The following is a 24,241-nucleotide window of genomic DNA, read 5'->3' as shown; positions in this document are numbered from 1 at the left end:
ACCCCCGCACGAGGCTAACCCGAGTTTCTCAAGGCGGTCGCCAAACCATTCATCGTCAGCTGAATGCCACGCGACACTCCGGTGCGATGATCGCCCGCACGGTGGCGGAGCAGCAGCTCAAGCTGGATCACATTAAGTGGCAGCAGGTACGGGAAACGTGATCGAACGGATCGAGCCAAGGCGGGGTTGTCTGCGAGCAGTTCATCGGAGCCTGTGATGCGCGCCAGCATTGTGAGGGTGAGCTCGAATTCATCGATGATGACCCCGCAGATGCGGTCCGCGACCTCCTGGTCCGTGACCAGCTTTGAATATCGCTGCACCAGTTGCATTTCGGCCTTAGCCATCACCTGCGCCATATTCGACATTGTCGAGTTAAACCATGGCCAGTTCTCGTAAAGCTCACGTAGCTCAGCAAGGCGAGAGTCTGCGTCGTCGCCGTCATTGATCCACCACGCCAATGCAGAACCGACACCGAACCAGCCCGGGATTGCGGCACGCGACTGTGACCATGCAAGAACCCACGGAATGGCACGCAAATCTGAAACATCTTTGGTTTGTTTCCGCGCAGAAGGGCGCGACCCGATGTTGAGTTCCCCGATCTCGTCGACCGGCGTGGACTGGGTGAAGTATTCGATGAAGCCTGGGTCATCGTGTACTAGTGCGGAGTATTTCTTTTGGCTAAGTTCAGAGATCTCGCTCATGATTTCGCAGGCGCGCTCATAGTCCTTGATCTGACTGACAGGCAGCAAGCTGGCCTCGATTGTCGCGGTGACTAGTGCTTCAAGGTTTCGGCGGGCGGTTGCCGGGTTGCCATACTTGGCGGAGATGATTTCGCCTTGTTCGGTGACGCGAACGCTGCCGTCGACTGCGCCTTCTGGTTGTGCCAGGATTGCGTCATAGGAAGGTCCGCCACCGCGGCCAACGGTCCCGCCGCGCCCGTGGAAGAGACGAAGACGGATCCCTTCCTGTTCGCTGAGCTCGACAAGGTTGATTTCAGCGTCATAGAGGGCCCAGTTGGCGGCGAAGAAACCGCCGTCCTTGTTGGAGTCTGAGTAGCCCAGCATGACCTCTTGGAGATCACCTCGCTGGCGTAGGTAGCAACGGTACAGAGGAAGGCTCCACAGGTCGCGGAGGATTCCTGCCCCAGCTTTTAGGTCTTCAATCGTTTCAAACAGTGGAATGATATCGATTGAGCCGGTCGGTTCGTCGCCGTTGGCGCTGATCAATCCAACTTCCTTGAGCAGCACCATGGGTTCGAGAATGTCGGAGACTGATTGCGCCATGGAGATGATCTGGTGTGGGACCATGTCCGCCCCGAAGGCATCGACAGCCTTTTTGGCTTGTTGTAGCAGGTCCATTTCCCGGGTGGTGGCTTCGCTGAAGGTATGCCCTTCACTTGGCATGAGTGGCCGAGGTGTCTGCAGCTCCGTGGTCAACAGAGCCACCTTCTCATCTTCGTTGAGCCCTGCGTAGTTGTCGTGGACGCGGGCGACGGCGAATAGTTCTGTGATGGCGGCTTCGAAACTTTCTGAGTTTTGGCGCAGATCAATGGAGTACAGGTGGAAACCGAATGTGGCCACCGCAGAGCGTAGTCGGAGTAGGCGATCATCGGCGATGATTTGATCGTTCGATGCGCGCAGTGATTCGTCGATGATGTCGAGGTCTGCCAAGAAATCAGTCGCCTGCTCATAGGGGTCGAATACTTCGTGCCAGTTTCCGTCGAGGGAGCTTTCTCCGACTAATGTCTCTGTTGTCTTGCGGATGCGTCCCCGCATTCCGTGGATGGCGCGCCGGTAGGGTTCGTCGATTCGTGAAGGGACATTGTTATGCCCTTCGGAAGCAAGCCTGACGAGTTCGACGGTGACATCGGTCATGCGGTCAGACAGGCTCAATTCGTGCTCTAGCGAGTGAAGCTCGCCTTCGTAGTATTTGAGCACGACTTGGGCTGCGCGTCGTGAAGCGTAGGAAAGAGTGTCGGCAGTCACGTAGGGGTTGCCGTCGTGGTCGCCACCGATCCAGGACCCTGGGCGCACGATGACTTCCGTGATGGCATCAGGGCCGTATTTGTCCGAAAGGGTGGTGTACACATCGCGGTTGATCTTGGGAATCTCTTCAAGCAAGCTCAGTTTGTAGTAGCGAAGTCCTACTTCCACTTCGTCTTCGATGCGGGGGCGCGCCACACGAATCAGTGCGGTCTGCCAGAGCAGAGTCATTCGCCGCTTAATGTCGTACTCTACTGCGTCCAATTTTTCTTTGGTGCGCGCAGTTTCGGGCCCGTCGAGGATCTCGTGGCGTTTCTTCATCAGCAGCGTAATGTGTTTTTGCGCATCGAATACGGTTCGCCGACGGGTTTCGGTGGGGTGAGCTGTGAGCACGGGAGCAACGAGGGCGTCGCTTAACGACGCGGCGACTTGGTCGGCAGTGACGTCTGATTCGCCGAGTTTCTTCCACGTTGCCTCAAGCGTGGAATCCTCGGCAGGTTCTCCGGCGTCTGCTGCTTGGACGCGCGTCCACTCATCGTGCAAGTCTTCGGCGAGATTAGCCATGAGGGCAAAGTGGCTGAATGCGCGGATCACAGGTGTTGCGTCGTCGGGTGCAATATTGTCAAACATTTCGGTGAGCACCGACAGCTCCGCGCTGCCTTTGGCGATCTCGAACGCTGCTTGGCGGGCGGCTTCGACGCGATTAAATACTTCTTCGCCTTCTTGTTCGGCGATGATCTGCCCAAGAATTCTGCCAAGGAAGCGGATATCTTCCTGGAGGTGGTCGAACGTTGGCATCGTATTGATTTCCCTAACTATGTGTAGTGCTTAGGAAGCCCCGAAGAATAGTGTTTCTTCGGGGCCTGTGGCGATCGGATCTTCGCTTAGTTGGTGGCGTCAGCTGCTGCTGCGCAGAGCTTGGCGAAGTCATAGCCGTCGAGAGACGCGCCACCGACGAGGCCGCCGTCTACGTCCGGCTGAGAAATAATTTCAGCGATAGTCTCAGTCTTGACGGAGCCACCGTAGAGAATCCGCATGTTCGCTGCGACGTCGTCGTCGGCAAGCTTAGCGACTGCCGTGCGAATCGACGCGTTAACTTCTTGCGCGTCAGCTGCGGATGCTACTTTGCCAGTGCCGATAGCCCAGACAGGCTCGTAAGCGATGACCGTCTTGGACAGTTCCTCAGTACTCAACCCTTCCAGAGACGCCCGCGTCTGCTCCACGACGTAGTCCACGTGGGTGCCTGCTTCGCGAATTTCCAGTGGCTCACCGACACACACGATAGGGCTGATGCCCCATTTGAGTGCCGCCTTGGCCTTCGCTGCCACCAACTCGTTGGTCTCATGGTGGTATTGGCGGCGCTCAGAGTGGCCGACAACCGCCCAAGTGCAACCCAGCTTGCTGAGCATCTCACCGGAGACTTCACCAGTGTACGCGCCGGAATCGTGCTGCGAGATGTCCTGCGAACCGTAGGTGATCTTCAGATCATCGCCTTCGACAAGCGTCTGCAGGGACCGAATGTTGGTAAATGAAACGGTGAGTGCAACGTCGACCTTCTCATAGTCCTCCTTCGGCAGGGCGAAGGCAAGCTTTTGAACATCTGCGATTGCTTGCAGGTGGTCGTGGTTCATTTTCCAGTTACCGGCAATGAGTGGCTTACGTGCCATAGGTGACAGTGTCCTTTCAGTGAGTGTATGCGTGCGTCGTGGGGCGCGTTGTTATGATTTCAAGACCGAAACGCCCGGTAGGTCCTTGCCCTCGAGGAATTCGAGAGATGCGCCACCACCGGTGGAGATGTGGGAGAAGCCTTCTTCATCCAGGCCTAGGGTGCGCACGGAGGCAGCTGAGTCGCCACCACCGACAACGGTGAAGGAATCATTATTCTTGGTAGCTTCGATCATTGCTTCAGCTACCGCACGGGTACCGTCCGCGAAGTTCGACAGCTCGAATACGCCCATGGGGCCATTCCAGAACACCGTCTTGGCGTCCTTGATAATCTCTGCGTACTTTTTCGCGGACTCAGGGCCGATGTCCAAAGACATCCAGCCTTCTGGCGTTCCGTCGAGATCGACTACTTTGTGTTCTGCCTCGTTAGAGAACTCAGAAGCAACAACCAAGTCTATTGGCAGGACGATCTTGTCGCCGAAGCGCTTGAGAAGGTCCTTGCACGTATCCACCATTTCTTCTTGCAGCAGTGAATTCTGGGTGTTGTGGCCCTGTGCGGTAAGGAACGTGTAGCACATGCCACCACCGATGATGACACTGTCGGCCTTTTCTGCCAGTGCTTCAATCACGCCGAGCTTGTCGGAGACCTTGGAGCCACCGAGCACAACAACATACGGGTGTTCTGGGTTGTCTTTGACTGCGGCTAGGGTGTTGACCTCGTTGTCGACCAGTTTGCCTGCGTAGGAGGGAAGACGCTTTGCAACGTCGTAAACGGAAGTTTGTGCACGGTGGACTACACCGAAGCCATCGGAAACGAAAGCACCATTGTCTGCGGCCAGTGCGACCAGTTCGTCGGCGAACTCGCCTCGTTCGGATTCGTCCTTGGAGGTTTCGCGTGGATCGAAGCGAACGTTTTCGAGGAGGAGGATCTCTCCTTCGGTGAGTCCGTTAGCGCGTTCATGCGCGTCCTCGCCGGAGACGTCCTGTGCAAGGGCGACAAATTGGCCCAAGCGTTCCGACAGTGCTTCTGCGACCGGTGCAAGCGAGTACTTCGGATCCGGCTCTCCCTTGGGGCGTCCGAGGTGTGCCATCACGATAACCTTTGCGCCTCCATCAAGCAGCGCTTTCAAGGTTGGTAGGGACGCATCGATACGGCCGGAGTCGGTGATCTCGCCGTTGTCGTTGAGGGGCACGTTGAAGTCAGATCGGACGAGGACGTGGCGGCCGTCAACGCCTTCATCGAGGAGGTCTTGCAGGTTTTTTGCAGTCATGGGTTTGTTGCTCCTAAGTAATTTTTCTTTAGTTATGTTTAATCATTTTCTTCAGTGCTAATCGCAAAAAGAGCGACCCGAGGTGTGTTAATACACACCCCGGGCCGCCTTGCTGTCACGCGCTACGTCAGCAGCTCTAGGTGCTGGCAGCTGGGGGCGCGGTGGTTTACAGCTTGGAAGCAACCAGTTCGGTCAGACGCAGCAGCTGGGAGGTGTAGCCCCACTCGTTGTCGTACCAGGAGACAACCTTGACCTGGTTGCCGTTAACCTTGGTCAGGCCAGCGTCGAACAGCGAACCATGGGAGTCGCCGATGATGTCAGTGGACACCAATGGTTCCTCGGTGTATCCGAGGGTATCGGCGAAGTCGCCCGTCGCAGCCTTCTTGATGATCTCGTTGACTTCCTCAACGGTGGTCTCGCGGCCTGCCTCGAATGTCAGGTCGGTTGCGGAACCGGTGATGACTGGAACACGCAGAGCGTAGCCATCGAGCTTGCCCTTGAGCTCTGGTAGCACCAGAGCGACAGCCTTTGCTGCGCCGGTGGAGGTAGGAACGATGTTCTGTGCAGCTGCACGAGCGCGACGCAGGTCCTTATGTGGCGCGTCGTGCAGGCGCTGGTCACCGGTGTAAGCGTGGATCGTGGTCATGAGACCCTTGACAATGCCCAGCTCGTCGTTGAGGACTTTCGCCATTGGTGCCAGGCAGTTGGTGGTACAGGAAGCACCGGAGATGATGTTGTGGTTCTCTGGATCGTAGTCCTCGTGGTTCACACCGTAAACGAAGGTTGCATCCTCGTTTTTTGCAGGTGCGGAGATGATGACCTTCTTGGCACCAGCGTCGATGTGTGCTTGAGCAGCCTCGGCATCGGTGAAGAAACCGGTAGATTCGATGACGATGTCGACCTCGTGCTTGGCCCAGTCCAGGTTCTTCGGATCGCGCTCTGCGTAGACTGCGATGCGGTTACCGTCGACGGTGATGGACTCGTCGTCGTATTCGACGTCTTTGCCTAGCTGCCCCATGATGGAGTCGTACTTCAGCAGGGTCGACAGGGTCTTGTTATCGGTCAGGTCGTTGACTGCGACAACCTCTAGGTCGGAGTTGCCCTGAACAACTGCGCGGAAGAAGTTGCGGCCGATGCGGCCAAAACCGTTGATACCAATGCGGGTGGTCACTAATCTATCTCCTCTAACGTAGGGAATATTTCCGAGCGAACCTCAATAAAAGTGCCGTCTAGCAGCATTATTCGCTCGACGCTTCCCAGTTTAGCGCGGTTGCTGCCATCTCGCAGAAGGCTGAGCAGCATTTCCTCGCACACCCGGCGACAATGCCCGCTTCCGCCCGTTACAGCCACATTCATTCCAGTTGAAATGTTTTCTTGTGCCCTGGATCCTGTGGTGGATGAAGCAAGGCTTGCCCCTTGGGCACCCCCGCCCGTTCACCTTCCAAGTGTGATAGATCATCAAATTTCTAAAGTGATATTAATCACGCTTGCGATCGTACTTTAAGTCTCGTCGCCGTCCTCGGCGGTAATCGCCGAATGCGTATCTGGAATGCCCAACTCCGCAGCACGTTTATCCGCCATGGACAGCAACCGTCGAATACGGCCCGCCACCGCATCCTTCGTCATCTGTGGATCAGCTAATCTTCCGAGCTCCTCCAAGGAAGCATGTCGGTGCTGTACACGCAAAAACCCTGCTTCGGCGAGGTGCTCCGGAACATCGTCGCCTAAGATCTCCATCGCACGCTCAACCCGGGCAGCTGCGGCAGCAGCAGCCTGAGCCGAGCGCCTCAAGTTTGCATCATCGAAATTTGCAAGCCGACTCGCGTTCGTTTTCACAATCCGCTTTTGCCGCTTCTCATCCCACTCCAGCCGAGTGCGTGTCGCACCAATACGAGTCAGCAAAACACCAATCGCATCCCCATCGCGGACCACCACCCGTTCCACCCCACGGGATTCCTTCGTCTTCGCAGCGACGCTTAGCCGACGCGCCAAACCAACCAGCGCTAAAGCGGCCTCCTGCCGTGGACAAATAACTTCCAAAGTAGAGGACCGGCCAGGTTCAGATAAGACACCGCGGGCGAGAAACGCGCCACGCCATGCCGCCTCTACCTGGCTAACAGTCCCAGAAATAACCTGCCGCGGCAGCCCCACAACCGGGTGACCGGAGGCCGTGACCAAATGAAGGCGACGAATCACTTCATCACATCCGCGAGTAATAGTGACTTCGTGTCGTGTTTCACGTGTCGTAGAACCCGGCGAAATCGTCGTCACGCGCACTGTCGCTGGACAAATGTCACGAATCAGCTCAGCCAAATGATCCGCAACACAGCGATCATCAAAGTCAGCGATGATGCTCGGGCCATGCACTCCCTCACCAAATTCACCCGCGTAGCGAATCATTGCGGTGGCTTCAGCGATCCGGTCGTCCCGGGCCCCTCGAGATACCCGCAACAATTCATCTTTGACTTTCGCAGTTAACGCCACGATCGGCCTGCCTTTCTCCATATTCTCGTGCTTGCACTTGACGACGACCCGCTGTTACGCGCGCCGACTCTCGTACAGATCGCGCAACGCCACAGCTAATTTCGCTGGATCGTGCTTGTTCAAGCTCACCCCAGATTCGTCTGCGACGTGGACATCATAGTACGCAATCTCTCCTCCCAAGCTGCCCGCAGCCCGTTGCAAATGCAGCCGCTCCGCCTGGGTTGGGCTGATGTAATTGTCGGCGAGGAAGGAGTCCACCCGCAGTTCGGGTGCGTGCTGGCCCAGCACATGAATGTGCCTTTCGGTGGTAAAACCATGTGTCTCCCCCGCCTCTGGCGAGAGGTTCAAAATGACTACGACATGGGCCTCAGTCTCATTGAGTGCGGCGACAATATCGGGCACCAGCACATGCGGAATCACCGACGAAAACCACGACCCTGGCCCCAAAGTCACCATGCCCGCATCCAAAATCGCCTGGACCGCGTTGTCATTTCCTTCCGGAGACTCAGGGTTCAGCCGGACGCGTCGCACCTGCCCGGGTGTCGCCGCCACCGCAACCTGTCCCCGCACCGGACGCATAACGCGCGGGTCGTCGTCAAGCCCTGCGACATCAGCTTCCAGATCGAGTGGTTCGTTGCAGAGGGGAATCACACGCCCAGCTGACCGTGTCCAGCGCGCAACAACATCCAAAGCCTGCTGCATGCTACCGCACTCTTCCACCAGGCCAGTCAAGATCAAGTTACCCACAGCGTGGCCGGCGAGTGCCCCATGTCCACCGAATCTATGCTGCAACAAGTTGCGCCACAATGCACCATCGTCGTCGTCAGGAGCAAGCGCTGCTAAAGCCATCCGCAGATCACCCGGCGGGATCATGCCTAGTTCACGTCGAATGCGCCCCGACGAACCCCCATCATCCGCCACCGTGACAACTGCGTTCACGTCTCCCGTAGTCAGCTTTTGTGCCGCTAACAAGGTTTGATATAGTCCGTGCCCGCCCCCGAGGCAGGCCACGTCGCCTGTGTATTTGTCCATTGATCGAACTTTCTGGCTAACTTTTGTCGAGGTCGCGATGCATCACACTCACGTCAACAGAGCCATCGTCGTGAAGCCTTCGCCCAATTTCCTCTGAGATTGCGACAGAACGGTGGTGTCCACCAGTACATCCGATTCCTACCGTGATGAAGTTCTTTCCCTCATGGCGGTAACCGTCTAAAATGGACCGGATCAGATCGACAACCCCTTCGACGAATGCAGGAGCTGCGTCCTGGGAGAGGACATAATCGGCTACCGGTTCATCGGTTCCGCGGTACGCACGTAATTCCGGGATCCAATACGGGTTCGGCAGAAATCGCACGTCAAACATGAAGTCAGCATCGCGCGGTGCCCCATGCTTGAAACCAAATGACTGAATAGTGATGTGTTGCTTCTTTTTTGCCACATCGCCGAACGATGCCTCAATGGCACGACGTAAATCATGGATGGACAAGTTCGAAGTATCAATGATGATGTCAGCTTGGTCCCGCACCGGCGCAATCGAGTCACGCTCACGCTGAATACCAGCGCTAAGCGGATCATCCCCCTGCAGCGGATGTGTGCGGCGCACACCGTCGAAACGGCGAATCAGCACGTCGTCACGTGCTTCCAAAAACAGCACAGTCGGGTCATAACCTTTTTCGCGAAGGTTTTCGATGGTACCTAGCAGCGAACCATTGAACATGCGTGCACGAACATCCGTGACAATGGCAACGCGGTCAACAGGAGAATTGTCCGCGGTAGCCATTTCTACCATCTCCTCAATGAGCTGAGGCGGCAGGTTTTGCGGAACAAAAAACCCTTTGTCCTCAAAAACCTTCGCCGCAGAAGAGAGGCCACCGCCGGACAAACCCGTAATGATAACTGGTGGGATCGCCCCATCGAATGCAGAGTCGTTTGTCATGGCACCCATCGTATCCAATCAAGATTGGCCATGGTGCAAATGCTCAAATACTGTAGCAGCCAGTTTTGGCCCGATTCCCGGTGCCTCTGCAATGTCCTCGACGCTGGCCTCGCGAATTTTTTTCACACTTCCAAAGTGTTTCACTAAATCGCTGCGGCGCGTCGGCCCCAAACCCGGGATATTGTCCAGCGCCGATGCTCGCATCCGCTTCGAGCGTTTTTGGCGGTGATAATTAATCGCAAACCGGTGTGCCTCATCCCGGATTTGCTGTAATAGGTACATACCCTGCGAATTCCGAGGAAGAATGACTGGATCATCATCACCTGGCACCCACACTTCCTCCAGGCGCTTAGCCAACCCGATGAGCGTCACATCGACGATCCCCAACTCATCGAAGACGGCTTGAGCAGCATTGACCTGAGGCTTTCCACCGTCAACAATGAAGAGATTCGGCGGATACGCGAATTTCCGGGCCTCTTCTGCTCCCGCAACTGCAGCATCAGTGACTTCTTCATCTGCGAAAACTGTGTCGTCTTCCTCCGGGTTCGCCAACTTGTCAGTGTTATAACGCTCAAAACGCCGGCGAGTCACTTCGGCAATGGAGCCAACGTCATCACTGTGCCCGTCTCCCGCCGCTTCCTTGATGCGGTAGCGGCGATAGTCATTCTTCTTTGGCAGACCGTCTTCGAAGACAACTAGGGAGGCTACAACGTCAGTGCCTTGAATGTGTGAAATATCCGTGCACTCAATACGCAGTGGCGCTTGTTCTAAACCCAAAGCATCCTGGATATCCTGCAACGCTTGCGAGCGGGCGGTGAGATCTCCAACGCGCTTCAATTTGTGCTGGTGAAGCGCTTCAACCGCGTTGCGACGCACCGTCTCCATCAACGCTGCCTTATCCCCGCGCTGTGGCACCCGCAAGTCCACCTGAGATCCCCGTAGTTTACTGAGCAGAGTTTGTACCTCAGGGGCTTCTGCCGGTAGCACGTCCACAAGGATTTCTCGGGGAACCGGATGAAAGGCGCGCGTTGGGGCGTGAGATTCTTTATCCACTCCCCTGCGCCGGATCTTCTGCTGCTCAATTTTCTTGTCTTCTTCGGCTTCAGCTTCTGCGCGTTCGACGGCGTCAGAGTAGTATTGGACCAGAAAACTCTGCATCAATTCAGGGACCGCTGGATCAGTCTCATTCGAATCGCGCCGCTCCATGCTGCCCGGTTCGTCGCCGGTCTTTTCGACGACCCATCCCCGCTGCGCCCGGATTCTTCCGTCACGGACATTAAACACTTGCACGGCTGCTTCGAGCTCATCAGTGGAAAACGCAATCACATCAGCGTCGGTCTCCTGACTTAAGACAACAGTTTGCCGTTCCGTGACTTTCTTCACCGCTTCGAGATCATCCCGCAACTTGGCGGCGCGTTCAAATTCAAGATTTTCGCTTGCTTCTACCATCCGCCGGGTTAATTCTTTCGTCACAGGTTTCGTGCGTCCTGACAAGAAACCCATGAAGCCTGAAACAATCTCGTCATGTTCTGATTCGTCGACACGCCCGACACACGGTGCTGCACACTTGTCGATATAGCCCAACAGACAAGGTCTACCCAAAGACTCATGCCGGTTGAAAACGCCCTTGGAGCACGTGCGCACGGGAAAAACTCGAGTGAGTAGATCAAGCGTTTCGCGAACCGCCCACGCATGCGAATACGGGCCAAAATAGCGCACACCTTTGCGCTTCGGGCCACGGTAAAAAAACGCTCGTGGGAACTTTTCTCCTACGCTGACGGCCAGCATCGGGTACGTTTTATCGTCCCGGTACATGACATTGAACCACGGATCAAACCGTTTAATCCACGTATACTCAAGCTGAAGTGCTTCGACTTCACTAGCCACCACGGTCCATTCCACCGACGCCGCAGTAAACACCATCTGCTTTGTCCGCGGATGCAGCTGGGAAGGGTCCTGAAAATAGTTGGAGAGCCGCGAACGTAGGTTCTTCGCTTTGCCTACGTACACGACACGACCTGAGTCGTCTCGAAACTTATAGACGCCCGGGTCCGTGGGAATGGTCCCTGCAGCCGGGCGGTAGGTACTGGGATGAGCCACTGACTAGTCTTCCGGCATATACTTTGATTCCAACTTACGGAAATCCCGCACGTACTCTAAAGCCTTCTCTCCATCCGCAGACTGAATTGCCCAGAGCGGGACATACTCGAATTCTGGCAGCTCCAAACGCGCCATGCGTGCTCCCTGGGGGAAGCTCAAACCATAGATAACCACCCAGGAGTAGAACCGCGTACCAATCATGTTGCGTACCTCCACACCGTCGACGTTGGCGCGCACGCGCGGACGGTTCAGGGCAATCCACGACAAGATTGAGATGATTACGCCGATCAGCGGGTACGCCCACTTATCAATCGGGGTGATCGCCGCACCCGTGTACTCGATATCAACGACCACACCCATAAAAATATGAATCACCATGACGATAATGACCCACACGATTGCAACCTTGCGCAAGAAACTTGAAGCTGCTTCAAATTCCCATGGTTTATCGGTGGTAGCAGCAAACGGATCGGCCGCGTTCATGATCGCTATCTCGCGGTCCGTCATCGCACCGGATGCGTTCTGAGAGTTTGGAGTGTTATCGTCCACTTAGTTTCGTCACCGTTTCCACGCTTGATTAATCGTTACCTGATCCTAGTCGGCTCGTGCCAAAACAAAAAGACGATGCCTTCTACCGAACCCTTAGGGGGCTCTTATTCGACTGGCAAGGTACGCACCTTCTCCAGTTCCACAGCCGCCCCTAACGCAGCACGCATCGCCTCAGCACCTTTGTCTTCAACAGCGCCACCACCACCGGCGCGGGCTACGGCCTGATCGTGGTTGTTCACAGTCAGCACACCATTGCCTACGGGTGTCTGCTCATCCAAAGCGATCCGTGTCAGACCTGCAGTCACGGAGTCGCAGACATAATCGAAATGAGGTGTCTCCCCACGAATCACACAGCCAAGTGCGACCACGGCATCGTAGCGTTGTGCACATGCCTGAGCCACAACCGGCAACTCCATGGCGCCTGAAACGAAGTACTCGTCGGCATGTGCACCCGCATCCTTCGCCACGTCAAGAGCCCGCTGGTGCAGCAACCCAACAATGTCAGAATTCCATTGCGTAGAGATCACGGCAACGCGCATCCCCTCCGCTTTCACTGCAACTGCTTCAGGTCGACCTGTGGTCGCCATGGCTGCCTCCTTATGGCTAGTGGTGTTCGCTCAACTCGTGCTCAATATCCCACTGATCAACCGCAGGCAAGTCGTGGCCCATCCGGTCACGCTTCGTGCGCAAATATCGAATATTGTCGTGGGATGGAACAACCTCGACACGCACGCGCCCGGTTACCTTCGGACCATAGCCCGCTAGTGCTTCTGTCTTGAGCGGATTATTCGTCATCAGCTGAAATGACTCCAGTCCCAGGTCCGCCAGGATTTGGCCCGCCACAGAGTATTCGCGCGCATCGGCAGGCAATCCCTGCTCCAAGTTCGCGTCCACAGTATCTAAACCTTCGTCCTGCAGCTTGTATGCGTGCAGCTTATTCATCAAGCCGATGCCGCGCCCCTCGTGTCCGCGGACGTAAACGACTACGCCTACACCCACCTCCTGGATGCGGCGCAACGATTCGTGCAACTGCTGGCCACAATCGCAACGCGTCGAAGCAAAAACATCGCCGGTCAAGCACTCAGAGTGGACGCGGACGAGCACGTCCGAGCCACCGTGCACATCGCCGGCCACCAGTGCGATGTGCTCAGTTGTGTCAATCATGTGTTTGTAGCCGTGCGCTGTGAAAGAACCGAATTCAGTAGGCAGCTGTGCCGTCGTCACGCGCTCAATCAGCGTTTCAGTGCGTTTGCGGTACTCGATGAGCTGCTCGATGGAGATCATCGGAAGTCCGTGTTTATCGGCAAACCGGCGCAATTCCGGGGCGCGCGCCATATCCGTCGGATCGTCTTCGGAAACTATCTCACACAGCACACCGACGGGCTCTAAACCAGCTAGGAACGCCAGATCCACGGCGGCTTCAGTGTGTCCGTCGCGTACAAGCACACCACCGCGTCGGGCGCGCAGAGGCACTACATGCCCGGGTCGAGTAAAATCTTCAGGGCCACAGGCGGGGTCCGCCAACCGGTTGATAGTCTCCGAACGAGACTGCGCGGAGATGCCGGTGGTACCGGTATTCGCATCAACGGTAATGGTGTAGGCAGTGGACCGGGCATCCTCATTACGTGCCACCATCGGAGGCAGGTTTAATACGTCGGCGCGTTCATCCTCCATCGCCACGCAGATAAAACCCGAGGTGTAGCGCACCATGAACGCGACCATTTCCGGAGTAGATTGATCGGCAGCGAAAATCAGATCACCTTCGTTTTCGCGGCCTTCATCATCGACAACAACCACAGCCCCACCGCGGGCAATAGCGACAATGGCATCGTCGATCGAATCTAAGCGAATGGTGCTCTCGGTCATAGCTTCCAACCTTACTTGGACACCATTTTCTCAACATACTTGGCCACAATATCAACTTCAAGGTTCACCACATCACCGATTACCAAGCCACCGGCAGTTGTCTCCGCCAGCGTTGTCGGTATCAAAGAGACCTCGAAGAAATCAGAGTCAACAGAAGACACTGTTAGTGAGGTCCCGTTCACTGTGATTGACCCCTTCTCCACCACATATCTAGCCAACTGCGCTGGAAGAGAGAACCGGAACACCTCCCAGTTCTCAGAAGCTGACCGGCTCATCAACTGCGCCACCCCATCCACATGCCCCTGGACGATGTGCCCACCGAACCGGGCCCCAACCTGCATAGCTCGCTCAAGATTCACGCGCGAGCCTGCACGAAGCTCCCCGAGCCCCGAACGATCAAGCGATTCTTGCATCACATCAGCACTGAACGCTGCATCGTCGACGCTGGTGACGGTGAGGCAGACGCCATCGACAGCGATCGAATCACCCAGTGCAGCGTCTGAGGTGACCAGCGGTGCGGTAATCCATATTCGACGCGCATCCCCAAGGTCCTCCACTTCCGCAACCGTACCAATTTCTTCAACGAGGCCAGTAAACATCGATATATTCACCTTTCGTCATCTCTATCAAGGTGTCCCCGCCCAACAAAGTCACATTCACTGTCTCTAACCGTGGCATTTCCGATAACGTTCCAGCAAGTCCTCGTGTGAGCACGCTACGCCCATCACCCATCACCATGGGCGCGAGGTACGCCTGAAGAAGATCAACGTAGCCCGCTTCGAAAAAACTGGTGGCTAGCTCCGGTCCGCCTTCGACAAGGACATCACGCACACCGTCGGCATACAACGCCTCCAAGGCCACATCGAGATGGGAGTACTGTTCATAGCCCAAACGTGTGAGATTGCCTTCGGGTACCATGCGCGTGCCGACGACCACCCGCCGCGGCTGCTTCTCACGAAGGCAACCGTCAGGGTAGCGGGCAGTCAAGGAGGGGTCGTCGGCAAGCACGGTCCCTGTTCCCACGATGATCGCATCGCGTTTCGCCCGGTCCTCGTGGACTTTTTCACGTGCTGATGTGCCAGTGATCCACTGGCTCGTACCGTCCGGTGCGGCGGTGAACCCATCGATGGTGGCAGCGAATTTCAGCGTGACGGCTGGGCGGTTGTTTCGGACACTGATCAACCACGGCAGTAAACCAGGTTGAACCGTGGGCAGGTAATGCACTTGCACACCGCGGGACCGCAGGTAGTCGGCGCCTCCGCTCGCCTGCGGGTTCGGGTCCGCGGTCAAGTAGTAAACAGTAGTCACGCCTGCTTCGACAAGAGCCTGCGAACACGGCCCTGTGCGTCCGGTGTGATTACACGGCTCCAAGGTCACTACCGCTGTGGCATTCGTGGCCCGGCTTCCTGCTTTGCGTAACGCCACCACCTCGGCATGAGCTCCACCGGGCGGCTCGGTACCGCCAGTAGCGATCAGCTCACCACTTGCGCTGTACAGTGCGCACCCTACTGCCGGATTTGGGCTGGTCGTGCCACGTACCGCATCCGCAGCTGCCAGCGCCGGGCCAAGCCCTGGCGGCCCGTCATGGGTAGGACCGGCCGAGCCATTATAAGGAGGCAAGCTTACGCAGCTCATCCACCGCAGCACCCGGGTCTTCCGTACCGAAGACAGCCGAGCCCGCGACGAATGCATCAGCGCCAGCTGCTGCTCCCTGCGCGATGGTGTCGGTGTTGATACCACCGTCGAGTTCGATGATGCAGTCCAATCCGCGCTCATCGATCGCGGCACGCAGTTTCTTCACTTTGCCCAGCATCTCTGGCATAAACTTCTGGCCACCGAAACCGGGCTCTACCGTCATGATGATCACCTCGTCAAAGTAGGCCAAATCGTCTAGGTACGGCTCAATCGGGGTGTCGGGCTTGATAGCAAAGCCAGCCTGGCAGCCCTTGTCCTTCAAAAGCTTGGCCGCTGCCACATGGTCATCGGTGGCTTCGACGTGGAAAATGATGCGATCAGCGCCCGCCTTGATGTAGGTATCAAACCACTTCTCCGGCTCCTCGATCATCACGTGGACGTCCATGAACTGGTCGGTTACGCCATCAACTGCCGCGGTGACGTCCGGGCCAAACGACAGGTTCGGTACAAAGTGGCCATCCATGATGTCAACGTGGATCCAGTCCGCGTTAGGAACCTTCAACACATCATCACCAAGGTTGGCATAATCAGCGGCGAGAATGGACGGTGCAATATATGGTGCAGACATACCTTCAAGTCTACTCGCTTTTATTCTTAATTTTCCGCAAGACCGAGAAGAACATGGCATCGGTGCCGTGGCGATGTGGCCACATCTGCACGCTTGCGTTGTCTCCGGTCCGATCCATCCCGCCGGTGTACTCGTGGGCGTCCTCTTCGGTGACCTCACCAGAAGCTAGCAGCTTATCGACGACCCCCCTGGTTTCCCGCAGATCCGGCGAGCAGGTGGAATACACCACCACTCCCCCAGGTTTGACCAGATTGACCGCACTGCGCAGCAGCTCTTCTTGCAACACCGTGAGCTCAGCGATATCAGATTCTTCCTTCCGCCAGCGCGCCTCGGGGCGGCGTCGCAACGCACCAAGGCCCGAACACGGCGCATCCACCAGCACGCGATCAAAGCCGGGCTCCAACCCAGGGTCACGTCCATCGGCCACATGGACAGTGACCGGTTGGCCCGAGACTGTTTTTCGGATCAATTCCGCACGGTGTGGCGAGATCTCTACGGCATCAACGTGTGCCCCATCGATCGAGGCCAGTGACCCCATCAGTGCTGCCTTACCGCCAGGGCCGGCGCACAAATCCAGCCAGCGGCCGGAGTCCGACTCAACGGGTACTTCCGTAACCGCGCGCGCAATGATTTGCGAGCCCTCATCCTGGACCGCAGCCATACCTTCGCGCACCGGCTGCAGCTGGCCAGGGTCGCCTTCCTCCAGGTACACCGCGTACGGAGAATAGGTGCCTACCTCGCCACCGGTGATCAAGGCAAGCTCCTCGGCGGAAATCTCCCCGGGCCGTGCAACGAGGTGGACCACGGGGCGTTCAGAGTCAGCGCGCAGCGCCTCCTCTAATTCACCCAACCCAAGGACACGAGAAAACGATGCCGCGATCCACTCCGGATGGGCCGTACGAAACGCCACGGCTGCAAGTTCACCGTCTGGGGTCAGCTTCTCAATCCACGCCTCCGGCTTGGTACGACTGATAGTGCGCAAGATGCCGTTGGCAAACCCTTTAGCCTTGCCCTGCCCAGCCTCATCCACTAGGCGCACTGAAGTGTCCACCGCCGCGTGAGACTCCACGCGGGTGTACAACAGCTGGTAAGCACCCAGGCGCAGCGCATCAAGGACCTCCGGCGCGATCTGCTCCAGGCTTCTCGACGAACACTGTCCGATCACCGCATCCAACACACCCAGAGTGCGCAAAGTCCCATAAGTCAGCTCAGTAGCAAAAGCAGCATCACGGCCTTTAATCTTGCGTTCCCGTAACAGATTCGGCAACGTGAGGTTTGCATAGGCACCGTTTATACTGACTCGTTGCAGCACATCAAAAGCCGCCAAGCGGGCCTCATCCACGCCCGTGTGACCGCGCCGCTGTTGTTTCGGCTCGTGCTTCCTCGGCCGAGCCTGAGCCCCACCGGAACGCTTCTTTGCTCCACTTCCACCGTGAGGCTGGCGTTGCCGCTGATCGTCACGGCGCCCGGAGCTACGCGATCGAAAACCCCCGCTCACTGGAACCTCACCTTCCCTTCAGCGTTGTAGCCGCGTGCCCACGCCACAGCGTCCATCATCTTCTTCCCCGGAGGCTGAACAGTCCCCAACACCACGTCCTGGGTGGCAGTGCCCACATAGACAGCGTTCTTATCGGCGCGGACCTGCCCAGGTTCCAGATCCGAACTCTCGGCGAGGGTGACCGGGCCAAGTTTAAAGCGCTCGTCGTTAAGCGTAGTCCATGCCCCTGGCCCAGGGATGTGGGCGCGGATCTGTCGATCAATAGCGAAAGCCGGCGTCTCCCAGCTGATGCGCGCGTCCTGCGTTGAAATTTTCGGTGCATGAGTAGCTTCGCCACGCTGTGGCTGCGGATTCGCCTGGCCCGACGCAAGCACATCCAAGGTGGCAACCAGCAACTCGGCACCAGAATAAGCCAGCCGGGTCAACAGATCATCCGCGGTATCAGTACTAAGGATTTCTTCGGTGACAGATCCCAAGATGTCACCGGTGTCCAAGCCCTCATCAATGCGGAATGTGGTAGCACCCGTGATTTCATCACCAGCACGGATCGCCGCCTGGACCGGTGCCGCACCCCGCCACGCAGGCAGCAGTGAAAAATGCAGATTAACCCACCCATGGTCGGGCAGATCCAGCAGGTCTTGAGGCACCAGATTTCCATAGGCCACCACAGGGATCGCCTCAGGTGCCAGCTCACGCAAACGTTCACGTACTGCCTGGCCGTCCTCAGTTCCAGCCTTCAACGTGGCCGGGGTAAGAACCTCAATGCCGTGCTCCAGAGCAAGCACCTTCACCGGCGACGGATGCAGCGTACGCCCTCGCCCCTTCCGCGCATCAGGCCGAGTAATCACAGCAACCACCTCATGGTTCGAAGTCAACACTTTTTCCAGTGCCACCACAGCGGGCTCCGGGGTACCTGCAAACACAATCTTCATCGTTGTTAATTCTCCTTAAACCAATCAGCCGTGCGAATCAGCCCCATCGCCTCTTTCCGAATCTCCGGTTCAAGCCGCTTCAAAAACAGCACCCCATCCAAGTGATCGGTCTCATGCTGGATACAGCGCGCCATCAACCCACTCGCCTGCAACGCCACAGCCCGCCCCTCAACGTCCTGCCCGCGCACGACCACGGAGAAGTGACGCTGTGTTTCAGCTGAAATATCCGGAATAGACAAGCACCCCTCAGGCCCAACCTGCATCTTGTCACCCCACGGCTGCCACACCGGATTGATAATGGCGCCACGCAACCCCGCCTCCACATGTGAGCAGTCATACACAAAAACACGCTTGAGCAGGCCAATCTGGTTAGCTGCCAAACCCACTCCTCCCGCAGCATCCATGGTGTCCAACATATCGTCGATAAGCGTACGCAACGACCCATCGAACTCCGTCACCTCGCGTGCACGCGACGTTAACACCGGGTCACCAAACAGCCGAATCTCACGGATCGTCATCGAAGGCGACTCCCCTTCCCCACTACAAATACTCGCAAACCAGTAATACAGGTCTCGAGTCTACTTGCACCGCCTCAAGCCCATGCATGGTGCACACCTAACCCACGTGAATCGGATCGACTTGAATACGCAACGGAGCATCATCCTTGCGTACCGCCCGATTAATCGCGGCCACCCGCAGCGCGCGACCCAATTCATTCCTGCCACGCAAAGGAATCCGGACCAAGATCCGCTGCGCCGGACCAAGCTCATCGACATCCCACGAACCAGGCAGCTCCACCCCAACAGGCAGATCAACAGGGCCTAACACGTTCGCATCCGACGGCAACTCCACAAGGCGAATGAAACGCTCCAACGACACCGCCGGCGCATCCACAGCAGCCATATGCACCGCCGGAGGAAACCCAACCTCGCGACGCGCCTGAAGCTCACGTGCTGCAAAACCTGGCATATCCCAACGAATGAGATGTTGCACCACCGGCGCACTCGGCGGCGCGACAACAATCACCTCACCCCCAGCGGAGTGTGGCTCAACCAGCGTCACCGTGGCTGCCCATTTGGCCATCGTATCTTCCATAGCACGCAAATCAGCACGCCCCATAAGCGCCCACGCATCCAGCAACACTGCTGCACCATAAGCCTGATTGGAACCGACAACAGCAGGCTCCGCGCCGGGCGTAGCCACAACAATCGTTGGGCCTTCATCAATCACATCCTGGATTCGCTCGCCCCACGACGACACCACCCGGATCTGCGGAAAAGCTCTCCCCAGCTCCTCAGCTGTCCGGTCTGTCCCCTTAATACCGTCGCGCATCTGGCGCGAACCACACTCCGGGCAGGAATAATGCCCATCCAGGCGCCCGCACCACCGGCACGACAAAGCCTCGTCGCGATGGGAATTTCTCCCCAACGGCCCGTTACACCAACGACACCGAGCAGGCGTACGACAGTGCTGGCACAAAATCGACTGCACGTACCCCACACGCGGCACTTGAAACAACACCGGCCGATCACGCGCCAACGCCCGCCGCGCCGCGTCAAACGCCACCGACGGAAGACGCGCCGTTCGCGCCCGTGAATCACGTGCCAGCTCGAAGTCTGAATCACCTGCCGCGTGAATATACGGCATCGACCCGCGCAGAATCTCCCGCGGTGCCACTAAGTCATGGGCCCACCCGGATTCCACCAACAGTTGCGTCTCCGCCGTTCTAGAATGTCCGCCGATAATCAGCGACACCTTCTCAATCGCCGAGCGCGTAGTAAGAACCTCTCGCGCATGCACATACGGGGCACGTGGATCAACCAAGTTGTCGTTACCATCATCCAGCAGCACCATCAACCGCAGATTCTGAACAGGAGCGAAAGCAGCAGAGCGCGTGCCGACGACCACCCGTCCTTGCCCATGGAGCACCGACAAATAGCGGGAGTAGCGCGCCTGCGGGCCCAACGACGCCGTAAGCACCGTAATCTGACGCGGCCCCATCCTCTCGCGTAAAGCGGACTCAATCGCATCGACATCGCGCTGATCAGGTACCACCACAAGGGCGCCACCACCATCGATAGCCACCTTGGTCACCAACGCCGAGACAGTATCAGCCCAATCCGCACCAGGAGCCACCTGCCACGCCGCACGCGCCAGTTTGCCGTCAACAACGGCATCAACAAACGAGGTGCCGTTGACATACGCGCTCCACGCAGACAGGTCTGGCTCGGTCACGCTCCCCAGTTTCTCCCACGGCGTATCTGTGTCTTTGTCCTCAGCCTTCGCATGCCGGGGTGGGATCGCAGTGCGCACAATATCAGAACGCACACCCGCATAACGTTCGGCCAGAGCGTCGACAAGTGCCCTGATGCGTGGCGGATACACCACATCAGCCGAAATAACGCGCTCGATATAGCGCAGCGTCCCTTCATGGTCTGACGTCGCACTGCGTTCGACAACGAAGGCGTCGACAAGCCTGCCCCCGAAGCGGATTCGCACTCGCACTCCCGGCTGGGCAGCCTCACTGTCGGACTCTTTTACCAGGTAATCGAAGGTACGGTCCAGGTGTGGAAGCCCCAACAACGGCAACACCCGCGCCACGGGAGTACTGGTGGTGGCGCGGGTGTCGGTCATAGACAAAAGATTCTAGCCGTTAATGGCAGCTTTCAGGTCGTCGACCTTGTTGAGCCACTCCCAAGGCCGATCAATGTCCGTGCGCCCAAAGTGGCCGTACGCCGCGGTCTGCGCATAAATAGGTCGCAGCAAATCTAGCTCGCGGATGATCGCAGTCGGACGCAGGTCGAAGACTTTCTCCACCGCTTGCTGGATATCTGCATCAGTCAGTCCATCCTTAGCGGTTCCGAATGTCTCAACGTAAAGGCCGACAGGTGCTGCCCGCCCAATCGCATAAGCAATCTGTACCTCAGCACGGTCGGCCAGGCCAGCTGCGACGATATTCTTCGCCACCCAGCGCATGGCGTAGGCGCCAGAACGGTCCACCTTCGATGGGTCCTTGCCGGAGAACGCGCCGCCACCGTGGCGGGCCATACCACCATAGGTATCGACGATGATTTTACGGCCAGTTAAACCAGCATCGCCCATGGGTCCACCAACAACGAACGAACCAGATGGGTTGATCAACAGCTTCAGATCATCAGTAACGAACTGTTCCAGGCCCGCGTCCTTGACAACCCAGTCCACAACATGTTCGCGCATCGCTACCGCGAGCTCCTTGCCGGTGAAGTCCGGATCATGCTGAGTCGAGATCACCACTGTATCCAAATACACGGGCTCGTCACCGTCGTAGGCGAAGGTGACCTGAGTCTTGCCGTCAGGACGCAGCCCATCGACGACGCCCTCCTTGCGCACCTGGGTGAGGCGCCGCGCCAAACGGTGCGCCGTGGAAATGGGCAGTGGCATGAACTCCGCAGTCTCGTTGGTTGCGTAACCAAACATCAAGCCCTGGTCACCTGCACCAGCCTGGTCATCAGCCACGGTGGACTTTTGCTCACGGACCTCCTGCGAGTTTGTCACACCATCGGCGATCTCCTTCGATTGCTCACCAATCGAGATAGCAACCCCACAGGTCTGCCCGTCAAAGCCGACATCGGAGGAGGTGAATCCGATCTCAACCAACTTGTCGCGCACCAGCTGCGCAATATTCGAGTAAGCTTTCGTGGACACCTCCCCAACCACATGCACCATGCCCGTAGTCACTAGTGTCTCTACTGCTACCCGGCTTGCAGGATCCTGGCGCAGCATATCGTCGAGCACCGTGTCCGAGATCGCATCACAGATTTTGTCAGGGTGGCCCTCAGTCACCGATTCACTGGTGAAGAGGCGATAAAACTTATCAGAAGAAGACACGATAATGCGGTTTCCTTTTCTCTAATCAAAATTATGAACACCCACGCGAACAACGCGTCGGGTCTCCAACCAATTTAGACCAAGCTGTCTAAACAGGCAATGATTAGAACAAGTTTTCATCAAGCTTCTCATCAAGCTGCGCCAGAATTGCAGCAGCGACCACATGTTTCGACGCATCCGGAATGGTCACCTCAGTACCGTCGCGGCCCAACAACCACCCACGGTTGGTGGCCTCACCGAACACCCTGCCACCAGTTACCTCATTGACCATCAGGTAGTCACAACCCTTCCTCGCGAGTTTGGCCCGACCATAATCCAGCCCGGACGATGACTCATCACCAGTTTCTGCTGCAAAGCCTACAATGCGTACACCGTCTTTCAGGTCTCCCCGGTCCCTCCTTTCCACGAGACCAGCCAAAATATCTGGGTTCTCCACAAGATGTATTGTGCTTAGCGCCTCCTCGTGAACACTCCCCTTCTTCAACTTCGAATCTGCCTCCGCTTCCGGACGGAAATCCGCAACTGCAGCGGCCATGATAATAATGTCCGCGTCCGTGGCAGCCTCGTTCATAGCTTGTTCCATCTCCCGAGTAGACCGGACCCGAACGACCGTAGCTCCCGCAGGAACGTCAAGAGCATCCGTGTCACCGGCGACGATCGTTACATCGGCACCACGGTGAGCGGCAACGTCGGCAAGCGCAAAGCCCTGTCTGCCCGAAGAGCGGTTGCCGATGAACCGCACCGGGTCAATATTTTCCTGAGTGCCCCCAGCACTCACGACGACCTTCTTCCCCTGCCAATCTGGAGTAAGATCCGCACCATCAAGCACCGCACGCGACAACGCTGCGATCTGCCCCGGCTCCAACATGCGGCCGGCACCACTATCGTGACCGGTGAGCCGACCATGCGCAGGTTCCAAGACAGTGACACCTCGCTGGCGCAAAACAGCCACATTGGCTTGGGTTGCCGGATTGTTCCACATCTCAGTGTGCATCGCTGGGGCCACAATAATCGGACATGTTGCAACCAACACAGTCGCAGTGAGCAGGTCGTCGGCACGCCCTGCAACAAGGCGCGCGATCACATCCGCTGTGGCGGGAGCAATCACCACCGCGTCCGCTTCCTGGCCCACGCGCACATGCTGCACCTCATCCACCGCATCAAATACAGTAGTTGAAACCGGGTGGCCAGAAAGCGCCTCAAAAGTCGCTGCACCGACAAAGTTTAGGGCGTTGGGAGTGGGAACAACACGTACATCATCGCCGTGCTCCTTAAGGTCCCGAACCAACATACATGCCTTATAAGCGGCAATTCCGCCCGACACTCCGACAACGATTGTGCGCGCAGCCATGGCCCTGCTCTCCGTTCATTCGATCTGATAATCACGATCAAGGCCATCGACAGGCCTGCTTCTAGCCACCGACTGTAGTCGACGCCCTCCGTCATGAAAGCCAGCGCAGCCTGAAAATGGCACACACCCATCCTCACCGAGTGGTGACGATGGGTGCTTGCAGTAAAGATCAGGTGAGCTTTACTGGCCTTCCTCGTGTTCGAGAAGACCTGCCTGAATTTCGCGCAATGCGATAGACAACGGCTTTTCTCCCTGCTCAGGAGTCACCAGCGGCCCGATAAACTCGAACACGCCCTCATCGTGCTCCTGGTAGTAGCTGTTGATCTGGCGCGCGCGCTTCGCGGCGAAGATTACCAGGGCGTACTTTGATGACACCTTGGTCAACAGTTCGTCGATGGGTGGCGCGGTAATACCTTCCGGTGTGTCGTACACCAAGTCTTCCGACGCACCCAGATCGTTGGTCACGTTGCTCACTTG

At 57.3% G+C, this 24,241-nt stretch carries 21 protein-coding genes; all 21 read right to left on the bottom strand.

The window, feature by feature from the left end; translation table 11 throughout:
- Positions 1–14 precede the first annotated feature (14 nt).
- Positions 15–2,780 (bottom strand): phosphoenolpyruvate carboxylase, encoded by a 2,766-nt coding sequence (ppc, locus tag CKV99_RS05075; RefSeq protein ID WP_092255249.1) that lies wholly within the window; start codon positions 2,778–2,780, stop codon positions 15–17.
- A gap of 86 nt (positions 2,781–2,866) precedes the next feature.
- Positions 2,867–3,649, bottom strand: a complete 783-nt coding sequence (gene tpiA / locus CKV99_RS05070) for a triose-phosphate isomerase (RefSeq protein ID WP_092255246.1) — start codon at positions 3,647–3,649, stop codon at positions 2,867–2,869.
- Between the two features lie 51 nt (positions 3,650–3,700).
- On the bottom strand, positions 3,701–4,918 hold the full coding sequence (locus tag CKV99_RS05065; protein ID WP_092255244.1) for a phosphoglycerate kinase: 1,218 nt from the start codon (positions 4,916–4,918) through the stop codon (positions 3,701–3,703).
- 166 nt (positions 4,919–5,084) lie between these two features.
- Positions 5,085–6,089: a type I glyceraldehyde-3-phosphate dehydrogenase gene (gene gap / locus CKV99_RS05060; protein ID WP_092255241.1), complete on the bottom strand. Its 1,005-nt coding sequence runs from the start codon at positions 6,087–6,089 to the stop codon at positions 5,085–5,087.
- Positions 6,090–6,418: 329 nt separating this feature from the next.
- The gene (gene whiA, locus CKV99_RS05050; RefSeq protein WP_231910178.1) at positions 6,419–7,402 is read right to left on the bottom strand and encodes a DNA-binding protein WhiA; all 984 of its coding nucleotides are present in this window, start codon (positions 7,400–7,402) and stop codon (positions 6,419–6,421) included.
- 54 nt (positions 7,403–7,456) lie between these two features.
- Positions 7,457–8,434, bottom strand: a complete 978-nt coding sequence (locus CKV99_RS05045; RefSeq protein ID WP_092255232.1) for a gluconeogenesis factor YvcK family protein — start codon at positions 8,432–8,434, stop codon at positions 7,457–7,459.
- Between the two features lie 16 nt (positions 8,435–8,450).
- Positions 8,451–9,347, bottom strand: a complete 897-nt coding sequence (gene rapZ, locus CKV99_RS05040; protein WP_092255229.1) for an RNase adapter RapZ — start codon at positions 9,345–9,347, stop codon at positions 8,451–8,453.
- Between the two features lie 9 nt (positions 9,348–9,356).
- Positions 9,357–11,438 (bottom strand): excinuclease ABC subunit UvrC, encoded by a 2,082-nt coding sequence (gene uvrC / locus CKV99_RS05035; RefSeq protein WP_092255226.1) that lies wholly within the window; start codon positions 11,436–11,438, stop codon positions 9,357–9,359.
- A gap of 3 nt (positions 11,439–11,441) precedes the next feature.
- A complete protein-coding gene (locus tag CKV99_RS05030; protein ID WP_092255720.1) occupies positions 11,442–11,945 on the bottom strand; it encodes a PH domain-containing protein in 504 nt (167 codons plus the stop codon).
- Positions 11,946–12,091: 146 nt separating this feature from the next.
- The gene (gene ribH / locus CKV99_RS05025) at positions 12,092–12,574 is read right to left on the bottom strand and encodes a 6,7-dimethyl-8-ribityllumazine synthase (RefSeq protein ID WP_092255223.1); all 483 of its coding nucleotides are present in this window, start codon (positions 12,572–12,574) and stop codon (positions 12,092–12,094) included.
- A gap of 16 nt (positions 12,575–12,590) precedes the next feature.
- A complete protein-coding gene (locus CKV99_RS05020) occupies positions 12,591–13,853 on the bottom strand; it encodes a bifunctional 3,4-dihydroxy-2-butanone-4-phosphate synthase/GTP cyclohydrolase II (RefSeq protein WP_092255220.1) in 1,263 nt (420 codons plus the stop codon).
- A gap of 11 nt (positions 13,854–13,864) precedes the next feature.
- Complete coding sequence (locus tag CKV99_RS05015) at positions 13,865–14,452, bottom strand: riboflavin synthase (RefSeq protein WP_092255217.1); 588 nt, start codon at positions 14,450–14,452, stop codon at positions 13,865–13,867.
- Positions 14,433–15,473 (bottom strand): bifunctional diaminohydroxyphosphoribosylaminopyrimidine deaminase/5-amino-6-(5-phosphoribosylamino)uracil reductase RibD, encoded by a 1,041-nt coding sequence (ribD, locus tag CKV99_RS05010; RefSeq protein WP_231910177.1) that lies wholly within the window; start codon positions 15,471–15,473, stop codon positions 14,433–14,435. Before ribD ends, CKV99_RS05015 begins: the two co-directional genes overlap by 20 nt.
- Positions 15,460–16,116 (bottom strand): ribulose-phosphate 3-epimerase, encoded by a 657-nt coding sequence (gene rpe / locus CKV99_RS05005; protein ID WP_092255211.1) that lies wholly within the window; start codon positions 16,114–16,116, stop codon positions 15,460–15,462. Before rpe ends, ribD begins: the two co-directional genes overlap by 14 nt.
- A 10-nt stretch (positions 16,117–16,126) precedes the next feature.
- Positions 16,127–17,614 (bottom strand): RsmB/NOP family class I SAM-dependent RNA methyltransferase, encoded by a 1,488-nt coding sequence (locus CKV99_RS05000; protein ID WP_092255208.1) that lies wholly within the window; start codon positions 17,612–17,614, stop codon positions 16,127–16,129.
- Positions 17,611–18,546 (bottom strand): methionyl-tRNA formyltransferase, encoded by a 936-nt coding sequence (fmt, locus tag CKV99_RS04995; RefSeq protein WP_092255205.1) that lies wholly within the window; start codon positions 18,544–18,546, stop codon positions 17,611–17,613. Before fmt ends, CKV99_RS05000 begins: the two co-directional genes overlap by 4 nt.
- A gap of 5 nt (positions 18,547–18,551) precedes the next feature.
- Positions 18,552–19,064: a peptide deformylase gene (gene def / locus CKV99_RS04990; RefSeq protein WP_092255203.1), complete on the bottom strand. Its 513-nt coding sequence runs from the start codon at positions 19,062–19,064 to the stop codon at positions 18,552–18,554.
- A 97-nt stretch (positions 19,065–19,161) separates the two neighbouring features.
- Positions 19,162–21,180, bottom strand: coding sequence for a primosomal protein N' (locus CKV99_RS04985; RefSeq protein ID WP_092255201.1), 2,019 nt, complete (start codon positions 21,178–21,180; stop codon positions 19,162–19,164).
- A 12-nt stretch (positions 21,181–21,192) separates the two neighbouring features.
- Positions 21,193–22,413, bottom strand: a complete 1,221-nt coding sequence (gene metK / locus CKV99_RS04980; protein ID WP_092255199.1) for a methionine adenosyltransferase — start codon at positions 22,411–22,413, stop codon at positions 21,193–21,195.
- Between the two features lie 103 nt (positions 22,414–22,516).
- Positions 22,517–23,764, bottom strand: a complete 1,248-nt coding sequence (coaBC, locus tag CKV99_RS04975) for a bifunctional phosphopantothenoylcysteine decarboxylase/phosphopantothenate--cysteine ligase CoaBC (protein ID WP_092255197.1) — start codon at positions 23,762–23,764, stop codon at positions 22,517–22,519.
- A 180-nt stretch (positions 23,765–23,944) separates the two neighbouring features.
- A complete protein-coding gene (gene rpoZ / locus CKV99_RS04970; protein WP_092255195.1) occupies positions 23,945–24,238 on the bottom strand; it encodes a DNA-directed RNA polymerase subunit omega in 294 nt (97 codons plus the stop codon).
- Between the last annotated feature and the right edge of the window lie 3 nt (positions 24,239–24,241).

The sequence above is a fragment of the Corynebacterium cystitidis genome (assembly GCF_900187295.1).
GTDB classification, from domain to species: domain Bacteria; phylum Actinomycetota; class Actinomycetes; order Mycobacteriales; family Mycobacteriaceae; genus Corynebacterium; species Corynebacterium cystitidis.
Note: the sequence above shows the minus strand (reverse complement) of the source record. Positions and strands in the feature narration are given on the sequence as shown.